We start from the raw sequence: 17,034 nt of genomic DNA on the forward strand, positions 1-17,034 counted from the left end.
ATCGTCAGTTACCGTGTCTGGTGACGCAGTATGGGAGGCCCTTCACTTCAACCGCCTCTACATCCGGAGCTTTCACGACGGCTTGTCCTTTGCCGAAGTTCGGAAGATCTTTCTTGAACTCGGAAGGGATGGACGGCACGTCATCGACGACCTCCGCCTTCAGTCCAAGAAAGATGTTCGTATTGATTTGCTTGATCACGTCGTCGTCAACGTCATCCGGATTCTGTGTGATGAGACACAGTCCAAGCTTGTACTTCCGGCCCTGCTTGACGGCGACACGCGCCCGTCGGAGAATGTATTCTTCGCGGAGGCTGCTCGCACTCGCCAGGTAATTGTGCGCTTCGTCAACCGCGACGAGCATCGGCGTGTCACGAACTGCCGGATCAACCTGATAATCATCGATTTTGTTCTCGATGATGTACGAGAGGATCGACAGTACAGTGAGGCTCTCTTTCCCGCCGTTGAGGTGACTCGTTGGGATCACCGTCACCTGCCCTTCGCGGAACACCGTATCAGAGATGTCCGGGAGGAACGCAGTTCCCTGATCGAACACCTGCCGGAACGTGTCACGGTCGACACGCCGATTCACTGCACTCCACGTTCCCCCCGCAATGTTGTTCTCCTCGCGGAGCCGGCTCTCATCGTAATCGTGCTCGTCAAGGAACTCGAGGAAATCAACGTACTTCGGACGGTCCACGGAGCGGTCAGGGTAGCCACCCTGCGAATCGAAGCACGAGAAGTACGCGTTGATACAGTCTTCGATTGCGCCGCGTGTTACTTCGGTCGGCGTGTACGGCATCAGCATTTCAGGCCGGCCACGAACGATCTCGAAGGGAATCGAGAGCTCACGGCTCTCCATCGTCGATGGCGCATTCGTGCCGGCAACTTGCGGGACGAACACATTGAGGTCGTCGACACCGCCGTGTTTGATGTTGTGCCGGCGAAGTTCCTGCTGTATCGCGTCATCGTTCACGACAGCGTCGTTGTCCTCGCGCATCTCCCAGTACTCGTTTTCGGGGTCGATGATGACGAGATTGAGCCGTCGCTGTTCTTCTTCACCTGTATCGTGATGGCGAATCGGATAGCGCTTCTCAGAGACGAACTGTCGCAACACGTTCTTCGTGAAGTGGGTCTTCCCCTTCCCGGTCGAGCCCGCAACGAGAGCGTGTCTGAACACGGCGGGTTCATCGTCTTCAACGTCTCCCGTCTCCCGATCGATCCCGGGGTTGCTGAGGTAGTATGGGAAGTTCTCGTTGTTCACGGTCATCGGCTCGCCGCCGACAGAGAGCCACCCAGTAAAGATTCCCTCGCCCGGAATGTTCAGTCCGGTTCGGAGGCAGTCTTCATCACGAGCAAGCCGTGCTGGGGAGTTCGGTTTCGGAATCCGATTGACAATGCCGCTCTCAATGTCATCCGACCCCACGTTCTTGAGAATCGCTAGCGGCTCCAACTCTGCGACTTGGACGTACTCTGACTCGTCGAGTTCAACATGCGCGCTGATCTGGTTGTGAGCGTCGGATTTGTCGTCGAGATCGGTGTACGGCTCGTAGCGCAGCGAATCGGTTACTGCGAACAACTCGCTACCATCGTCCGGGTACGGAATCTGTACGTAATCGCCCAGCCGGATTCCCTCTCTTGCGCCCGTTCGAATGAACGCGTTCACTTGGTAGTCCCGTCTGCTGACGTGGATCTCCTCACTTGCGAGGACGTGGCCGAGTTCGTCATCAGCGGGTGTGGACACGCCACTCGGGACCGTTCGCTCCGGCACTTCAGTACCGTCAGGCTCGGTGTCCGTCGCACCTGGTGTGTCGGTTGGTGTCTGTTCAGACTCCTCGGAGTCGTCTGCGACCGGGTCGTTGTCGAGAATGTCGTCGATGTTGTCACTCATAGCTTCGGGAATCTTCGAGGTGGCTCCAACGGCCGTCGCGGTTATAGTCGAACGCCGACTCGACCGTTTGGAGCGCGTCGCGGATCGTTTCGCGGTTGTCGGGACTGATGCGTGCGATGCGGTCGGCGCGCGCGACGGCTCGCGGCACGTCGCTTTGACGGGCGATTTCTTTGAGCGCTTTCAGGAGGATCTGCTCTCGACGCTCCTCATCAGTGAGGAACAGTACGGGCGTCTCGATTCGGAACACGTTCCCTGTTTTTGGTGTGCGGACATACGCGAACGCACGCCGGTACGCGTCCGGTTCACCGTGGCTGAGTTCATCAGACACGGCTGTCAGCAGATCGAACGAGTTGCCCCGGAGTTCGACGTCTGTTTGGACGAACCAGGAGGTGTACGTGAGGTGGTCAAGGCTGTCATCGCGGAGCACTTCCCCAATGAACTGGTGATCGCGGAGCCACGGGACGTCGTGAAGCGTTCCGTGTGGCCCCCGGAGATCGTGTTGTGTGATCTTCGTTCTGAGTGAGTCTGTGAGCTCACCCATTGAGGAGGTCTTCACGACGCCCAACACAGGCACATGGCGTTCAAAACACGCATCGACAACTGCGACGTAGTTCTCGATGACGTCAGTGGGAAGATCCCAGTTGCCGATCGGTGCGCCTCGTCCGGCACGGTCGAGCAGCGTCCAATAGATGACGCTGAGCGGGTACACAGAGCCGTCGAGGAACAGTGGCCCGTCGACCACGTCGAGACACCGCCGTGCGTGCTTCCCCTCCGCAAGCCGCTGTACGGTGGACGTCAAAATCGAGGTGACGTTCGCCCGCTGACGCATCTCGGGAATGCGAATGATTTCGCCTTCGACACTCCCGCGCTCGGTCTGTTCATGGTGGAGCGTCACATCGTCGTCTTCGAGGTACACCCCAGTGACAACTGTTCCTCGCCGCTCGGCACTTCGATCGCTGTCAGCGCCGCTCACCCCGAGTTTTGCGTGTGCTGTGTCGACGACGAGTCCGTTGTTGTATTCCAATGGCCGGGTCGTACTGGCATCAACACCGTATGTCGGCTCGGTCCACGGGTCGTCAGTCCATGTCCCGAGCTCCGCCTTGCGAGTCTTGAAGTACTCTGGCTCGCCGATCGGTTCGACCGTTCCGCCTTCATGCCCGAGGAGGCCGAACAGTTCGCGGGCGTGTGCGGCCTGATCATCCACTTCGCGCGGGATGCCAGCATCAACGCGTTCGGCGAGCTGTCGTACCACGTCGAAAGCGCGTTCGTCCATTTACTCGTCACCGGGGATGCGTCCACCTCGATGTACGTCAACTCTACTGGCGTTCGTATCTTCGTCGATTGAGACTTCGATCTCGTGTTCAGCCCCCTGAATAAGTCGCTCGTCATGGGAGACAACGATCACTTGCGGGACGTCCCACTCGGAGATGCTGTCAAGCATCTGTTCGAGACGCCCGATGTGGCCCTTATCGAGGAACGTCGTCGGCTCATCGAGGATGAACGGCGGGAGGCGACCGCTGTCGCCCTCGCGCATCTCGGCGATGAGTTTGTAGATGCCGGCTCGGAGCGCGAGATTGACGATGGCACGTTCCCCGCCGCTGGCGTTACTCGGGTGTTCGAGCGTCCCGTCGTCACGAAGCAACTGAATCGCGTATGGCGTGCCATCGGGCCCCTCCTCAAGAATGCGCACCTGCTGGTAGCTACTGTTCTTGTAGATGTCGCTGAAGATGTCGTTCGTGTATTGGTTGATGTAGGCGAGGTACTGCTCACGGAGGTCCGCCTTCGTACTTCGATACACCGCCATCATGCGATCGAACTCGTCAGACCGCTCTTCGGCCCACTTGCGCTTTTCTTCCTCGAGTGCGAGCTGGTCGCGGAAGTACTCTAGATTCTCAAGGTCGTTTACAAGCACTGTCCGCGCTTCCTTGAGCGAGTCTAGTTCCGCGGTCAGTTCCTCAAGCGTGGCCTCGCGCTCCTCGATCTTCTGTGTCGCCGTTTCCAACTGTTCTCGCTGGGCTTCGACGTCGATCGATCCGAGTTCATCGCTGAGCGCATCGATTTCCTCCTCAACGTCAGCAATCTGCCCGTTGAGGGTCTCGATCGTGTCCTGTGCGTGCCCGATATCCTTCTGGTGGCCTTTGATTGTGGTCTCCAACTCGGCGATCGCTTCGTATGCGTCAACCACGTCGGCAACGAGTTCGCGCTGTTCCGTTGCGGTGTCAACTGCTTGCTGAGCGTCTTCGAGGGCTGCGTCGGCCTCAGCAACTGCGTCGCGTTGGGCTTCAATCTGCTCGTCGTATTCGTCGAGCTCTGCGTTCGCGTCAGCGATTTCCGCTTCGAGTTCTTCTTGTTCAGCTTCGAGATCAGCAAGCTCATCCGCAAGGTCATCCCGTTCCTGCCGACGTTTCTCAACGGTTTCGAAGGCCGCCACAACCTCTTTGCCGTCCTCAATCTCCGCTTCGAGCGACTCAATATCCGATTCGAGGTCAGCGATCGTGTGTTCGAGGTCGTCGACCTCCGACTCCGCAGATTTGAGCTTGGCCTCAGCGTCGGCGAGCTCGGACTCTGCCTCGGCATGATCGTCCTGTAACGACTCACGCTCGTCTTCGAGCGTACTCACGCGCTCAGCTTTTACGTTGACCGTGTCGTCACGGAAGCCCCGCAGTTCAATCGCATCTTCACGACAATCGTCGAGAGCGTCTCGCCGGTCGACGAGCGCATCGCGTTCTTCTCTCGCCTCGGCCAGTTCGGCTTCTACCTCAGTGAGTTCGGCTTCGATGTCCGCGAGTTCGGACTCAACGTGAGATGGATCGACGTCTTGGCCACACTTCGGGCACGTCGCTACTCCATCGAGTGCCTGTAGCTCCTCGCGGTCCTCCTCAAGCGTCGTTTGACGGGCCTCGAGTTCGGTGACCGTCGTGTTCGCCGTCTCGATTGCGTCCTGTACTTCCCCTTTCGCTTCTGGGATCCGTTCGTCGATGAGGCTCTGTAGCGTGTCGCCGGATACGCTCAAATCAACGGTATCGAGGTCGGCATCGAGACTCTCAAGATCTTCCTCGAATTGATTTTCTGCCTCCGTTTTCGCCTCACGGGCGTCTTCGAGTTCCGACTCCACCTCTGCGAGGTCGTCCGACAACTGGTCTATCTCGTCACGTGCGTCCGTGACGGCCGCTTGCGCTTCCTCGCGTGTCGTTTCGGCTGCGTCGAGAGACGCCTCAGCAGCGGCACGCTCTTCTGACAGTTCATTTTTCTCTGTCGTCAACGCCTCAACGCGTGTGTCGACAGTCTCTCGCGTCTCGTCAGTAATTGTGTCCGGGCAGGACTCATCTGGGAGGAACTCGGTGGTTACAGCGTCTCGCGTCTCGACGGAAGCTGTAACTTCTTCCTCCGCAGCCTCAACGTCATCCGCGATGTCTCCTTTTTCCGCGAGGAGGTGGTCGAGGTCCGCTTCGAGTTCCTCTGCCTCCTCACGTAACGCATCTCGTTCGTCGATGAGCCGGTCTCGCTCCGTCTCCGCCTGGTCGAGCGTTCCCTCCCGATCTGTCTGCTCGATCTGTGCCGTCTCGACCGCGTCTTGTGCGGCACTCAGCGCCTCCTCAGCACGCTCCTCCGTCGACAGATCGGCATCTATCGGCTCTGTCGTCGATGGGTCATCGAGCTGGTTGAGTGCCTCCTGCTTCTCGTCGATATCATCGCGGCACGTGTCGATCTCCGCTTCAGCCTCCGCAATTGCCGTCTCAGCCTCCTCAATTTCGCGCTGTTTCGTTGCTCGCTCTTCGATGAGTTCCTCGCGCTCCTCTTCTGCTTCCTCAAGCTCTGTCTGTAACTCGTCGTGATTCTCAAGCCGTTGTTCGACGTCCTCTTTCGCGTCTCGGAGCTCCTGCAGGAACTCCTCTACGTCCTCGATCTCTGCCTGTTGTTCCGAGATCTCCGCCTCCTTGTCGGCGATGGCCGCCTCGTAGCCCTCGACATCATGATCGAACCGATCGTCAATGGTCTCACGATGTTTTTTGGCTGATTGCTCATTGTCCCTCGCAATGCGACCCATCGCACGACTGGCACCCTTCGCCCGGCGTTCGTAGCGATCGATCCGATCGAGTCCGAGCAGGTCATCGATGAGTTCTGCCCGAGCATCGTCGTCAAACAGGCTATCGACCTCGCCCTGCTGAACGTACACCGACCGGGAGAAACTGTCCTCATCCATCCCGACCACATCGACGACTTCCGAGGTGACATCACGAATCCCTGAGATGGGCTCCGAGAGTGCGGGCGAGTCAAGCTCTGCGGTGTTTTGCCCCTCAGTATCGATCGCCCACGTGACGGTGTACGGTGTCTCTGCCACCTCGAATGTCAACACGATCTCGCCTTCTCTCGCACCTCGCCTGACGATATCGTCGAGATTGAAATCGTTCGACCCGACGTTCCGGATATTCGAGAGGAAGAGTCCGCCGAAAATCCCCATGAGCAGTGTCGTCTTCCCGGCACCGTTCTCCCCATGGACGAGCATCGTTCCCTCGGGGAAAGCGATCGACTCGTCCTCGTAACTCCGGATATTCTGTAGGTCTAGATCAGTGACTTTCATTCGTCAACCTCCAACGATTCGACGCCCTCCGGCGTCTCTTCCGGTCCGGCATCATCAAACGCTTCGCGCTGGGCATCACGGAGTGACTCAGCGAAGGTGTCCGCGACACGATTCACATTCGTGTCGAGTTCGTCTGCTTTCCGAACCTGCTGATCGACGTCGAGCGCAACCGTCGAAAAGTCCTCATCCGCGAGTTTCTCTTCGATGGCCCCGTCGAGCCCCTGTAGCGACATGGCCTCGATCGATTCCACGTCAAGATCGACGCGTCCGCGGTTGTCGTCGACGCTCACGACAGCCGCACCGGATTCACGCGCCATTTGTGTCACCTCGTTTGCGGTGACCGCCGCTCGGTCGCCGCTCAACTCGATCTTGGCCACCGCCCCCTCGAGGTCGTGTCTCTCAAGCACGTCGCGGGCATGGGTTGCCCCGTCGTCCTCACCGAATGTGATCTCAAACACCTCAAACGGCCGCGTCTCCAACTCAATCTGGCGGCGGTGAATCCCGCTGTTGTCGATATCTAGGAGTTGAACGACGCCCGTCTCTTCCTGATCTTTCCCGCCACGCTCTGTCGCACTCGCGTACCAGACATCAGTCCCGTCTACGACCGAACTCGCCGGTTGGTGGAGGTCGCCCAGCGCAAGCCCATCGAGTTCGATTCCGGCTCGATCAATAACCTCGGAAGCTGGGTAGACACGCCCCATTCCGTGAACAAGCGGCGTGAGGAGTTCGTGCATACACAGAATCGTCCACGCTGCCTCCGCAGGGGGTTCTTCGAGTTCTAAGTCGATATTGTCCCACACGCTCGGCCGCACGGCATCGATCCCGTACAGCGCAACCTCACCGACCATCGTGGGCTCTTTGCCAAGCCGAGCAGCAGCGCTCGTCCGCCGCAGCAGATCAAGCCACTGCTCGTCGTTTTTCCGTTCGTGATTGCCCACAATCCCGTAGAACGGAATTCCGTGTTCTTCAAGCGGTTTCAACGCATCAGCGGCCCGCATCACCGTTGGGAGCGACGGAACCGGATCGTCAAACAAGTCTCCTGTGTGAATTACGGCATCAACATCACGATCGACTGCGACCTCAATCGCCTGCTCGAATGCGTTCGCAAAATCCTCACGTCGAATATCCGATCCATACTGTCGCTTCCCCAGATGGGTGTCACTGATGTGGAGGATACGTGTTCTAGGCACTACCAGTAGATGTTAGCGTGGCTATATAAAAGTCGAGTAACCGGAGTGAAAGTGGATGACGGCAAGGCTCTATTGTCGTGTTTAAGATGAGATGTAGAGTGACTTGTTGCGACTCTTAACGGCGGGATATCCGTTGCCACCCAGTGATCTGGTTTTCAAGATCGGAGCAGTCGTTGCCAACGCGAATCAGATAGCCGACTAGTGTGTTTGTTGCCGCAACGCCCCTAACAGAGCAAGAGGTATAGCCAGTATGGCAGTTCAATAATACCATCGTTGGGCTGCTGAATTGGTTCGATCCCACGGACGGTATCGCCCGCGAGGAGGAACCCAACTGGGGCGTCGTATGTGTCTTGGAATTCTTGGAGCGCGTCAAGGGCTGTCTCACGAGTCCGTGATCGGTACGCCAGCGCGATCGGGACCGGCGTCTCTCCAACCTCGAAGACGAAGTCGACTTCGCCCTCTCGGCCGCGCCAGTACTTCACAGCGGGCGTCGAGTCCGTTCCGTGTGCGGCGTTGACCCCGTAAGCAAACCGCATCGTGTGGTCAAAGGCTGCAATACGGGCAAGTTCCGCTTCTCGTTGGAAGTCGTTACGTACCGTTGATGGGGCACCGTCGGCCAGCGCATTCACGAGCCCGGTATCGCGGAGGTAGAGTCTAACGCCACGTGGGCGACTGTTGTCGTACTCCGTGACGCCGGTGAGTACGTACAGTTCAGCGAGCGCCGGCAGGTAGCTGTCGGCGATTGTGCGGCGATCGACATCGAACAACTCGACGAGCTCTTGGTATCGGAATGACTCTGTCGCGCGGTTCCGGGCTGCCAACGCGCACAACCGTTCGAGGTCCGCAATTGTTTGAATCGATTCGAAGCCGGGCACGTCCTGGTACAGCGCGGTTCGGACGTTGTCCCGAAGTTGTGTGTAGTCGTCATCGCTCAGTTCACGTGCTGAGTCGACAGCGCCATCCTGTTCGTAACTGATGATGCCACCCATCGCAAGGTACTCGACAACCTGTGATTGGATACGAGCCTCTGCGTCAGCGACTTTCTCATACTTCTCTTGTAGTTCTGTGATAAGCCCGGAGAGGTTGCCATCGTCTATTGCGGCCGGGAGGCTGTTGGTGCCCGCGCGTATCGAACTCGGGCTGACGCGGGTCTCTTCCTCTTCGAGGTCGGGATAAAGCGTGAACAGATAATCTCGGAATTTTTCGGGGAGGATGGGTTGGACGTCGTATGCGTCTTGTGGGACGTCGCTGTCGGTGAGTTCTCGGGTTATCTGTACGTCAGCACTGGCAGTCAGCGCGAGGTGTCGATCCGACGGTTCGTCGATGAGGTCAGCGACAGCTGTTCCCCACCCGTCGATCGTTGGCTTGTTGGCGTGTTCGATCTGGTGGATGTCGTCAAGGAGGATGAACTGCGGCGCGTCGTCAGGCGCGCGTCCGTAGACACGGCTCTCATAATACCGGATGGCGCGTGCGAGTTGCTCGTCGGATTGGAGTTGATACAGCGGGTTCGCGTCGAACGGAAGATAGAGGAATTGCTCAGGGACGTCGCCGGCGTCGATGCGGTGGTGGATAAACTGGTGGAGCAGCGTGGTTTTGCCGACGCCGCGACGCCCGACGAGTGCGAGGATGGGCTGGTCTTCGAACTGACTGCCGGACGCGTGTGGCCGTGCGAGATGGTAGAAATCACTTTTGTGGCGCGCAGGAAGATCGAACGCGTCGGCTCCGTCGTCCCACCACGGATTGTGCTCGTGGAGGGATTCGACAAGGGCGTCGCCAGCATCGAGAGCCATAGGATGTTGTATCTCAAAGAGTACCATCGCAATGGTTGTTACGATTGATTACTCTGCGTTGTAGCGTCCGCTTTGTGCGGTTGATACGCGCTCTCTGTCTGTTTTCGCTCCTCTATATCAATAAGCCGCACCACGGTGTTGATTATCATTAATCGAATCGCTCTCAAATGCATTTTAACGAAGGAGTTAAAACACGATGGCGCATACTATTGCGTGTAAGTGTGACAAAAACGCCACTGCGATGGTGCTTATCTGATTACGCACGGCGGCGATGCGTGTACTGTGGTTGAGGGCCCGCGGGTTGCCCGGGTAAACGGCAGCCACCACACCACTATGGACGATACATTTACCGACACACGACCCGGGGACCGGCTCGATATTGACGCTGAATTCGTCACCATACGCACGATCGACTGCGACGGCGCGCCAGTGTCCCGACTCCTCGTTACCGACCAGACAGGTGATCAGCTCACCGTGCTAGCCACACCAGACAGCCATTCGCTGTGGCCGCTCAAGACCGGTGCTATGTACGCGTTCTCACAGCTGCTCGCCGCCGACCCGGTCGATACCTCGTCGACGACGGCCCACAGCTGTCCGCATTGTGGCGATCAGCTCCGGGCCGGACAGGTACTCGACACTGCTGACTCCACAGTCGTGAGCGCGGCAGACACATTCGGGATCGACGAGCGCTTCCTCATCCTCGACTCGACGTCGTCGCTCACACGCCTCTCTGCTGGTGCACAAGCCGACGACTGGGTGCCGATGCGTGATAAGCCGGTCACCGCACCCGACTACGTCTGTCCGTCCTGTGGTCGTCACGTCGATGAGTTCGAACTTCATCATGCCGAGCACGGTGCCGATGCTGAGATGCACGCAGATGCGAGTCCCGGGGGGCTGAACTGCATATCGAATTCCGAGACGGTCGGTCTCGCTACTGGTGGAGCGAAAGACGTGACGAATTTCCGGGAAAACGTTGTGAACGGATACACTCCGGAACCGGACGCGATCAGCGACGAAGGGCTGTTTTACGACTACTACTTCGAGACGGGCGAGCGAACGGCGACAGAGTCACTGTTCGCACCACGGTACGCAGCGGCAGTTACAGAGCATCCGATTTCTGGTGAGACCGAGCAGTACCTCTCGGTCGGACTCGACTCGACGCTGTCAGTCGACGAGTTCGAGCGGCCGCGACTCGACCTCGTGGCGGTGCTCGATGTCTCGGGATCGATGTCTAGTCAGTTCGACGAATACTACTACGACGAGCAGGGCCGCCAATGCGAGGCTGACACCGGCGGCCAGACGAAGATCGACGCCGCGACGCAGTCGCTGTGTGCGCTCACCGAACAGCTCCACGCGGAGGATCGACTCGGTGTCGTTCTCTACAACCACCGCGCCCACGTGGCGAAACCCATCCGGGATGTGGGGGCGACGGACATGCCCGCGATTCGACAGCACATCCGTGAGATCGCAGCCGGCGGCAGCACGAATATGGAAGACGGGTTCGCAGCCGCTGTCGATATGCTGGCCGATGGGACGACCAGTTCAGACGTTGAGCGCCGCGTCATCTTCATGACCGATATGATGCCCAATACCGGTGAAACGGGCGCGAGTGAACTCACCGACCTGTTCGCTGACGCAGCCGCCGACGGTATTCACACGACGTTTATCGGCATGGGGTTGGACGCAAACGCCGAACTGGCAGACGCGGTGTCGGGGATCCGCGGCGCGAACCACTACTTCATCCACTCCGCAGACGAGTTCGAACAGCGACTCGGCGACGAGTTCGCCTACATGGTGACACCACTCGTATACGACCTCGAGTTAGCACTAGACGCAGACGGGTACGAGATCGAGGCTGTCCACGGCTCTCCATCGAGCGATGCTGCCAGTGACCAACTTATGCACGTCGGGTCGCTGTTCCCGTCGGCCAAGCAAGACGGCGAGGCCCGCGGTGGGGTGCTCCTGATTCGACTCGCTCCAACAGACGGAGAGGGGAGCCTCGCACTACAGGCTTCGTGGACGGACCGCAACGGGGGCGAACACACCGAGTGCACGTCGGTCTCGCTGCCCGACGAAACAGGCTCGTTCACGCACAACGGTGTGCGGAAGGCCGTCGCACTCGCCCGGTATGCCCGAGAGCTTCGCGCATGGGCCCGCGACGTCCACGACGGCTCTGCCACCGGGACTGGCATCGACGACTGGCTGCTACCGGACCAACGTGGTGAGCACGAGCGCGAGTCGGTGCCACTAGTCGTCTCTGACCAGTACGCACACCGCTTCGCTACGCTCCGCAGTTATTTGCTCGATGAAGTGGAGGCCGTGAACGACGAGTCGATGTCCCAAGAGCTGTCGTTGCTCGACACGCTTTGGCGGTCGAACGTACAACAGGAGGCCGAGATCTCGAAATGACGCTGGTCTCAGCACTCGCCGCCTCACCCTTGGTGTATAACCAACTGTGGTCACGAGGCATCGTATGACTCGGTCTACGCTCAGCCATTCATTGACCCCAGCGCTCACTGCGTGGCGAGATATGGTGTCTGAGAGCCCTATCTCCCCCGGCATCGATTTTACCGAGACGAACCGAACGCACGCATGCGAGCAGCAACTCGACGTGTTTCTCACTGACCCATCTCCCGAGACGTTTCGTGCCTTGTGGAACGCCAACACGTTGGCGAGTTATTGGGCTCCGAGTGCTGCTGTCCTGCTCGGTCCTGACTCCGCGATTGACTCACTATACGATGTGTTCGCTGAGATGACCGACGCCGATGCGTTCGATCCGACATGGCTTGATCGACTCGCTGGGTCCGATCCTGGGTGGGGCATCCACGAACTATACGCTCGGCTCCAAGGTGGAGCCCATCCCATCCCCACGCTCGAAGCCCAAACCGTGCTCCGTTCACTCGGATATGACAACGTCGGGACGCCTGACGTTGTTGTAACCGCGATTTCGGAGTTTGCAGAGGACTACGAGTCGGTCGTGGGGCACGCCTCTGTTGGAACCTCGTACGAAGTGCCGCTGTACGCGGAAATTGACGAGTTTTTCAAACTCGTACAGACCGCTGACCGCGACACGATCAACGCCCAGCTCACCGGGCCACACGCAGCGTTGTTCCGCCCGCTCATCGGACACCGCGTCCACACCAGCAGCGCAGACCCAATTGAATGGGACGGCGTCGATGCGCTCATCGAATCACACGTGGATGCTCGTGACTCGGGTGCGTACGACGACCTCGAAACCGCTCACTGGGGCGGTACGCATATCGAATCGTGGAAATGGCAGTTCGCAGAATATTTCGAGGACGTAATTCGTGCCCAATTTGACCTCACAGAATTGACTCCAACAGAGATCCCGCAGTTCTTCGCAGCGATCGAAGAGCCTGACGCGGAGTTCGACGCGGTGTCGAACGTGCCTGCAAAAATGATGGGCGGACAGTTCCTCCGGCTGACGTGGCAGGACATCGTCGCGCACTGTCACGAGAATTCGGAGGATGCTGCTGCCGTGCTCAGCGATCTCTACAATGAAGACCTCCCAATTGTCGATCGGCTCAACGAGTTCTATGAGTTCTTCCATCACCTCACCACGCGAGCCGACAACGCTCGGGGCCCCGGATCACTCCTCCGTGCCGCGACGGCATTGCTAATGTACGCGTACCCGGATCGACACATCACGTTTCAGTACCGGCGCATGGATCACTTCTTCGCGGCGTACTCAACGCTTGATGGCCTTGACACCGGATTCAACGCTCGCCAATATCACGAAGTTGCTGTCGCGTGCCGCGAGCTCATGCGCAAAATCGATGCCCGTGCCGGTGACGCGTCAATGATCGACGTACAGACGCTCATCTATATCGCCGACGACGCTTGACGCACTGTTAGGGCCAGGGGCTCTCTCGGCTGTGAGTACTTTCCGATTGTTCGTTGGTTCTGACGTTGTCCCCTGACTCAATAACTCAAATGAGCTGTGATAGACGGTGATATTTTGGTCGCCGAGTTTATATGATTCGTGGGGAATATATAGTTTAGATGAGTGTTTTGGAGTGTCCTAGTTGTGAAGATCGAACTACGACCTGTAGTGGCCTGCTGAAACACATTCGAGATGTCCATCTTCCAAGGGATCTCGAAGATCTTGAGATCTGTCCTGAGTGTAAGTCGAATATCTCTGAGGCCACCTTCACTCTACATCTGTCTTGTTTTATTGACATAGATCATTCCGAAGTTGAATTCCTTCGTGGAGGGCATCAGTATCTCTGCCAACTATGCGGGAACCGCGAGTCCGAGATAAGCCAGCTTACTTCTCATCTCAAAAATCATGCTCGCGCAGACGTGAGGAAATTCTTAGGCGCAGAGACGTACTGTGCGGGGTGTGACGACCAAATCAGTGCTGATGAAGAATTAAGCGATCATATCGGTTGTCTCGAAAATCATCTTGACTCTGACGGGAGGTATGACTGTCCGGGATGTGATTCAAAAGCAGATACGAAGAGCAAAATCTTCTGGCACATTTGGACAGACCACTGGGGCGGTACCAGCGAAGTTGAACAATGTCCCGGTTGTGGCCAATCCATCTCTCTTCACGAGATACGGAATCATCTGTCTTGCATTGATGAGTTTGAGTCTCACACGGTCATGGCATTGGCTTCGCCGCGTTACTCAGACTGTTTCATCTGCGACTACGCTGCATTCAACAAGAGAGCATTAGCAGAGCACATAAAAACGGAGCATGCTGGTTCGGATATCTCTTCTTCATGTCCGGACTGTGGTGAGCAGTCATACGACATTTCTGACCAGAAATTCGAACGGCACTATCTTTCACTCGCCAAGGAAGCCGGCATAGATCTCGCCGTAGAAACATCAACAACGTATCTGCGATGCCCAGCGTGTACCACCCGAGTGGACAAGCGTGACTCGCTTGTGGGGCACATCAACGATGAGCACGACGAGCTGTTTGAGATCGAGGGTGAGTGTAATGTCTGTAGTCAGCCGTTCTCGGGAAGCGATCATATTGCCTGTCTGGTGAATCTCGGGACAAAAATTGACGAGGCACCGATACCGCAACCGGCTAATCTCTCTCGGAGACAACCACCCGCAAAGACACATACCAGTGTATCGTCTCTGGGAGCTTCAGAGACCGCTTATCGTAACGAGTTGCTCAACTTCGTCAGTTTAGAACGAGAACAAGAGCGAGAGACAGCATGGAACGAGTATAATGAACTACCACTCTACGAACTCACCCAGCACCGAAGTTGTATCGAGGAGTTAGTCCCACTCGGCAAGCAACACAACCCTCACGTTAATGTTCAGTACGTGTTTGAGCGCCCTGTCCCAGAAGACGAGCACGAACCAGCCGAATTGACTGAACGGTTTGGGATCTTCCCTCGGCAACAAGTGATACTGGGGAGCACGCACGGCGGTTCCGTACTCCCTATTGAAGCATCGGTAACATTCACTGATGATCAGACAATCGGAATTTCTCCGAAACAAGGGGACAACAGTTGGAGCGCAGTCCACACCGCTCTGACCAATGACGATGCAGATTTCCACATTGTGGATTTACTCAATCCAACTCCCTACGACAGAGAACGCGATGCGACAAAAGAGGCATTCAAAACTGACCGCATCAGAAAGCCACTCTCAGGGAAAGCCACGCTCACAGAGACCAATATCGGGAGTACAACTGCGTATTCCGGTCTCCTGAATAATCATCAGCGAACGGCGGTGGAGCGGGCATTAGGAGCGGATACTGTCTTCTGTATTCACGGTCCCCCAGGAACAGGGAAGACGCGAACGCTAACTGCCCTAATTGAGTTAGCCGTTGCTCGTGGCGATCGGGTTCTTGCCTGTGCACACTCGAACCCCGCTATCGATAATCTTCTCGTCGGCTCATCACAGCCCGACGCTATTGACAAAGATAGCCTCCACGCCACAGTTCAAAACACGGACATCAAGATGGCCAGAGTTGGCTACCACTCCGAGAACGCTGTCGTTAATGCTCACTACTCACACGTCCCCCGAGCCGGCGCTGATATCATCGGATCGACGACGAATGCCGCTGCAGCCTTAGATGCTGATTCGTTTGATTTAGTCGTCGTCGACGAAGCGACTCAGGCAAGCCAACCGGCGACGTTAGTTCCATGGCTCAAAGGAACTCCGCTTGTTCTCGCCGGCGATCACAGACAACTTCCGCCATACTGCTCTAATGAGACCGCTAAAGACGAAGAACTACACATTTCTCTCTTCGAGCATCTATTCAATTTGTATGGGTCCGACGTGAGTGAGCGCCTAGATATCCAATATCGCATGAACAGTGAAATTGCTAATTTCGCTAGTGAAGCGTTCTACGACCGCCCACTCCAACACGGCCCAGAGAATAATGATTGGACCATCGGAGATCTCGAATCAATTATCGGACTCAACGTAGCCGGTGACGAGGAAACAACCGACCAGACCTCCTCGAAGTTCAATTCTGCAGAAGCCGACGTTGTTGCTCGGTCAGTGAAACACCTGCTAAGCTACGATGTTGATGCTACAGACATTGGTATCATAACGCCATACACCGCTCAGATACGCGAGATTCGAGAGGCATTAGACGACAAGGAAATCCACGGCCGTAGCAACATCAAGATCGACACCATCGATAGTTTCCAAGGCTCTGAACGGGAGGCTATTATTGTCTCCTTCGTTCGATCGAATCCCTACAATAGCAGCGGGTTTCTGACCTTCCCGGACGAGGGTAAACTCCGTCTGAACGTCGCGCTCACCCGGGCAAGACGCAGACTTGTGCTCGTCGGAAACTGGGAGACTCTTTCTACAGTTGCAGACCACAAATCTCCTGACGAGAGTTCTGCTGATGTATACGCTCAACTTCACGAGTATCTAAACGAAATGGGGCGACTCCGGGACATCAGTCTATAGCTGCCGTTCACCAGCGGATTGTCAACACATACCATTAAGTTCAACAACATATAATTAGTTGTATGGCTTCGAATGAGGATCGCTACGGTTACGGTCATCGCCAAGACCCAGCACACGATATCGGTGACTCAGCACCAGGAACAGTCGGTGACAGTGAAGGAACGTTCCATGACCGGGCTCGCAAAGGGACGAACGTTATCGTTGACGGGAAAGTGACGTCGCAGGAAAAGCACAAGCGCTCATCCCAGCAGTCGGAGTCGCAATCGAAGTCGAAGCAGAATAAGACATCTCACAGCTCAAAGCCCGCCTCAATGTCAGAACTTGAGGGGACTGAAGTAACAGTCACTGTCGATCGTATCAGCGGGAGCGGGAACGCGATTGCTGAATACAAAGGGCGGCACATCCACGTTGAAAACGGAAACGCGGGCGAAGAATACCGCGTTCGCCTCCAAGCAGAAAATAGCTATTTCATCGGCGAGCAAATCAAGGTCCAAAGCTGAACTCATCACGCTGAGTACCGGGTCTACGATTACTCCGGGTCTGTACTTGTTCGAAACTCTGTGAGTGCCGACATCTTTCCACTCTTACTCAGTACAATGTATGATTCTGATAGTACCTTAAATCGTCTCGCTACGCTCCAGTTTCGAGGTATGAGCCATTTGAGCGGATCGG

9 protein-coding genes are annotated in these 17,034 nt (G+C 56.9%); 4 read left to right on the forward strand and 5 right to left on the reverse strand.

Annotated elements, in window-relative coordinates:
* Positions 1 to 4: 4 nt before the first annotated feature.
* From FN829_RS10450 to FN829_RS10470, 5 genes are all read right to left on the reverse strand, one after another.
* Complete coding sequence (locus FN829_RS10450; protein WP_142986927.1) at positions 5 to 1,888, reverse strand: ATP-binding protein; 1,884 nt, start codon at positions 1,886 to 1,888, stop codon at positions 5 to 7.
* Complete coding sequence (locus tag FN829_RS10455; RefSeq protein ID WP_142986928.1) at positions 1,881 to 3,161, reverse strand: DNA double-strand break repair nuclease NurA; 1,281 nt, start codon at positions 3,159 to 3,161, stop codon at positions 1,881 to 1,883. Before FN829_RS10455 ends, FN829_RS10450 begins: the two co-directional genes overlap by 8 nt.
* Entirely contained in the window at positions 3,162 to 6,470 is a 3,309-nt protein-coding gene (locus FN829_RS10460; RefSeq protein ID WP_142986929.1) for an AAA family ATPase, read from the reverse strand. It lies immediately after the preceding gene.
* Positions 6,467 to 7,660 (reverse strand): DNA repair exonuclease, encoded by a 1,194-nt coding sequence (locus tag FN829_RS10465; RefSeq protein ID WP_185955741.1) that lies wholly within the window; start codon positions 7,658 to 7,660, stop codon positions 6,467 to 6,469. Before FN829_RS10465 ends, FN829_RS10460 begins: the two co-directional genes overlap by 4 nt.
* A gap of 224 nt (positions 7,661 to 7,884) precedes the next feature.
* The gene (locus FN829_RS10470) at positions 7,885 to 9,477 is read right to left on the reverse strand and encodes an ATP-binding protein (RefSeq protein ID WP_142986931.1); all 1,593 of its coding nucleotides are present in this window, start codon (positions 9,475 to 9,477) and stop codon (positions 7,885 to 7,887) included.
* Between the two features lie 402 nt (positions 9,478 to 9,879).
* Between FN829_RS10470 and FN829_RS10475 the strand changes: the two genes are divergently transcribed.
* From FN829_RS10475 to FN829_RS10490, 4 genes are all read left to right on the forward strand, one after another.
* A complete protein-coding gene (locus tag FN829_RS10475; RefSeq protein ID WP_246066496.1) occupies positions 9,880 to 11,859 on the forward strand; it encodes a vWA domain-containing protein in 1,980 nt (659 codons plus the stop codon).
* 121 nt (positions 11,860 to 11,980) lie between these two features.
* Positions 11,981 to 13,315 (forward strand): hypothetical protein, encoded by a 1,335-nt coding sequence (locus FN829_RS10480; RefSeq protein ID WP_142986932.1) that lies wholly within the window; start codon positions 11,981 to 11,983, stop codon positions 13,313 to 13,315.
* A gap of 158 nt (positions 13,316 to 13,473) precedes the next feature.
* On the forward strand, positions 13,474 to 16,362 hold the full coding sequence (locus FN829_RS10485; protein WP_142986933.1) for an AAA domain-containing protein: 2,889 nt from the start codon (positions 13,474 to 13,476) through the stop codon (positions 16,360 to 16,362).
* A gap of 62 nt (positions 16,363 to 16,424) precedes the next feature.
* On the forward strand, positions 16,425 to 16,862 hold the full coding sequence (locus tag FN829_RS10490) for a hypothetical protein (protein WP_142986934.1): 438 nt from the start codon (positions 16,425 to 16,427) through the stop codon (positions 16,860 to 16,862).
* Positions 16,863 to 17,034: the final 172 nt, after the last annotated feature.

Source organism: Halorubrum cibi, from assembly GCF_900182635.1.
GTDB classification, from domain to species: domain Archaea; phylum Halobacteriota; class Halobacteria; order Halobacteriales; family Haloferacaceae; genus Halorubrum; species Halorubrum cibi.

What these genes read in the sequence shown, in the direction of transcription:
- FN829_RS10450 (WP_142986927.1), bottom strand. Translation starts at nt 1,888, where the DNA reads ATGAGTGACAACATCGACGACATTCTCGACAACGACCCGGTCGCAGAC.
- FN829_RS10455 (WP_142986928.1), bottom strand. Translation starts at nt 3,161, where the DNA reads ATGGACGAACGCGCTTTCGACGTGGTACGACAGCTCGCCGAACGCGTT.
- FN829_RS10460 (WP_142986929.1), bottom strand. Translation starts at nt 6,470, where the DNA reads ATGAAAGTCACTGATCTAGACCTACAGAATATCCGGAGTTACGAGGAC.
- FN829_RS10470 (WP_142986931.1), bottom strand. Translation starts at nt 9,477, where the DNA reads ATGGTACTCTTTGAGATACAACATCCTATGGCTCTCGATGCTGGCGAC.
- FN829_RS10480 (WP_142986932.1), top strand. Translation starts at nt 11,981, where the DNA reads ATGGTGTCTGAGAGCCCTATCTCCCCCGGCATCGATTTTACCGAGACG.
- FN829_RS10485 (WP_142986933.1), top strand. Translation starts at nt 13,474, where the DNA reads ATGAGTGTTTTGGAGTGTCCTAGTTGTGAAGATCGAACTACGACCTGT.
- FN829_RS10490 (WP_142986934.1), top strand. Translation starts at nt 16,425, where the DNA reads ATGGCTTCGAATGAGGATCGCTACGGTTACGGTCATCGCCAAGACCCA.